Annotated in this window: 2 protein-coding genes; one reads left to right on the top strand and one right to left on the bottom strand. The window is 42.7% G+C overall.

Features of this window, described 5'->3' with window-relative positions; all coding sequences use genetic code 11:
- The coding region (locus ACUVJL_RS09370) for a TAXI family TRAP transporter solute-binding subunit (RefSeq protein ID WP_445245588.1) at positions 1 to 1363 on the top strand (1363 nt) is incomplete at its 5' end.
- 372 nt (positions 1364 to 1735) lie between these two features.
- On the opposite strand, the gene ACUVJL_RS09365 is transcribed toward ACUVJL_RS09370, so the two are convergent.
- A partial coding sequence (locus ACUVJL_RS09365; RefSeq protein ID WP_445245589.1) for a Holliday junction DNA helicase RuvB C-terminal domain-containing protein occupies positions 1736 to 1836 on the bottom strand: 101 nt, incomplete at its 5' end.

Below are 1836 nucleotides of genomic sequence, written 5' to 3'. Positions count from 1 at the left end.
TTGCCATTCTAACGATCGAGTCTCAACCTCTATGCAAAATAAATTTCTGGTTCCCGTTGCTCTATTAAGCGTTGTCCTGATTGGAGCTTTTGGGTCGAAGCTGCACCAAGACAAGCAGCGAGTCTATGAATTAACCCTAGTGACGGGAAACAAGACAGGCAATTATTATCCTTTCGGACAAGCAATTGCTGAGGTAGTTATTCAACAAAATCCGCGCCTGCGGATTAAAGTTGTTGAGACTGAAGGCTCTCACGAAAATATGCGCCGGCTTCAGGCAAATGAGGCTCAGTTAGCTATTGTCCAGAACGATACGCCAGCAGTGCCCCAAGCGCGGGTAATTGCTTCTTTGTTTAAGGAAGTTTTTCATTTAATAGTTTCGGAACAGTCGGGAATTGAAAGCGTTTCTGATTTAAAAGGAAAACATATTGCGCTGATGGAGAAAGGCAGCGGTTCTTACAGTTCTTTTTGGTTGGTCAGCCAACATTACGGTTTGAAACCAAGCGATTTTAAGTCTACTCCTGGCTCTTGGAATGAGGGTACTAAGTTGTTTGCTAGCGGCGAGGCTGATGCTATTTTTCGGGTGCTACCTCCGGGGAGCGATTTGGTTAGCTATTTGCTGCAAAATACGCGGGGCAAGTTGGTGCCCATCGACCAAGCGGCGGCGATAAAAATTAAAGGGCCTTATCTGCAAGCTGACTTGATTCCTAAGGGTACTTACAAGGGCGATCCGGCAGTACCAGATACGGATTTGCCTACCGTTGCGGTGGAGGCTACTCTGTTGGTTCATCAGGATGTCGATCCGGTAATAGTTAAGGAAATTACGCGGATTTTGTTCGAGCGCCGCCGCAATTTGGTGGCTGCTAATTCTTTGGCGGCCATGATTAGTCAGCCGTCCGGAAGCGGTGGTTTTTCTCTACCAATACATGAGGGCGCTCAGGCTTATTACGATCGCGAAAAGCCGGATTTTTTAGCAGCAAATTCCGAGGTTATCGGTTTATCTTTTTCGTTTGTTACTCTTTTTGTTTCTTGGCTTTGGCAGTTGCGAACGCGCTTTTTGCAGAAACAAAAAAATCGAGCTGACAAGTTTAATTTGATTATTCTAAATTTGATTCAAAGAATCCGCCAAGCCGGAACTTTTGAGGAACTAGATCGCTTGCAAGAAGAGTTATTTGATATTTTTAAGCAAGTAATTGGGGATTTGGATCAAGATAGAATTGATTCTGATTCTTTTCATTCTTTTACTTTTACTTGGGAAACAGCTCTAAAAATTGCGGCTGAGCGAGAAAAAGTATTGCGTAATTTGTCGCTGGTTTCCCATGATTTAAAAGCTGATTTGACTGCTGTAAAAAAGATGGAAAACTAATTTATATTAGCAGTTATTAGTTATTGGTTATTGGTTATTATAGCCTTTCTCAGTAACATGAGGTACCCGACGTGCATAGGGCATAGGGCATAGGGCATAGGGCATAGGGCATAGGGCATAGGGCATACCTCACTTTCTTGAGAACCGCTATAGTTCATTCCTGGATGCAAAAACTGGTTTCACACTACTTATAGCGGTAAGGTGCGGAGTTCGTCCCCTACTTAATTTATAAGAAGAGTTATAAGTCATCAGTCAATAGTCATTAGTCAACAGCCAACAGCCAACAGTCAACAGTCAACAGTCAACAGTCAACTATAATTCCGGTGCAACCGTAATTGATATGACCAATAACCAATGCCCACGTTCCATTTTTTATTCAATAAAATTTAAGTGTTTTCTAGCAGCAACCGTTACCATTCTCCCGCGATTTGTCCGCTGCAAAAATCCGATTTGCATTAAATAAGGTTCGTATA

Origin of the sequence: Microcoleus sp. OTE_8_concoct_300, from assembly GCF_031383065.1 — a bacterium.
Classification (GTDB): Bacteria; Cyanobacteriota; Cyanobacteriia; order Cyanobacteriales; family Microcoleaceae; genus Microcoleus.
This window is presented reverse-complemented; position numbering and strand designations above follow the sequence as displayed.